The organism is Brevibacterium sp. SIMBA_078, assembly GCF_046534565.1.
In the GTDB taxonomy this organism is placed as follows: domain Bacteria; phylum Actinomycetota; class Actinomycetes; order Actinomycetales; family Brevibacteriaceae; genus Brevibacterium.
Map to the genome: position 1 here is coordinate 1 of NZ_JAWRYQ010000363.1, position 257 is coordinate 257.

At 35.0% G+C, this 257-nt stretch carries 1 protein-coding gene; it reads right to left on the reverse strand.

The window, feature by feature from the left end; all coding sequences use genetic code 11:
* Window positions 1–257: Tn7-like element transposition protein TnsE (locus tag SB749_RS20040; protein WP_410711851.1), on the reverse strand; the 257-nt coding region annotated here is incomplete at both ends.

The following is a 257-nucleotide window of genomic DNA, read 5'->3' on the forward strand; positions in this document are numbered from 1 at the left end:
GTAGCCATGCACCTAGGGCTTCCATCAGTAGTTAACACATGTTTTTTACAACGAGGAAGCTTAGGTAATTTTCGTAATGGGTAAACAACCAATTTGCATTTATGCTTATCTCTAAGCAGCTCTAGCATTTTAAAGTAGCTATCAAACTTATTTAAATACAAATGACTATCGTCAGTCTGATCATCTATATTATCCCAATCTGCATTAGGTAATTCACCGGTAGTAGTTGTTTCATCTGTATTTACATCTTTAGAAGC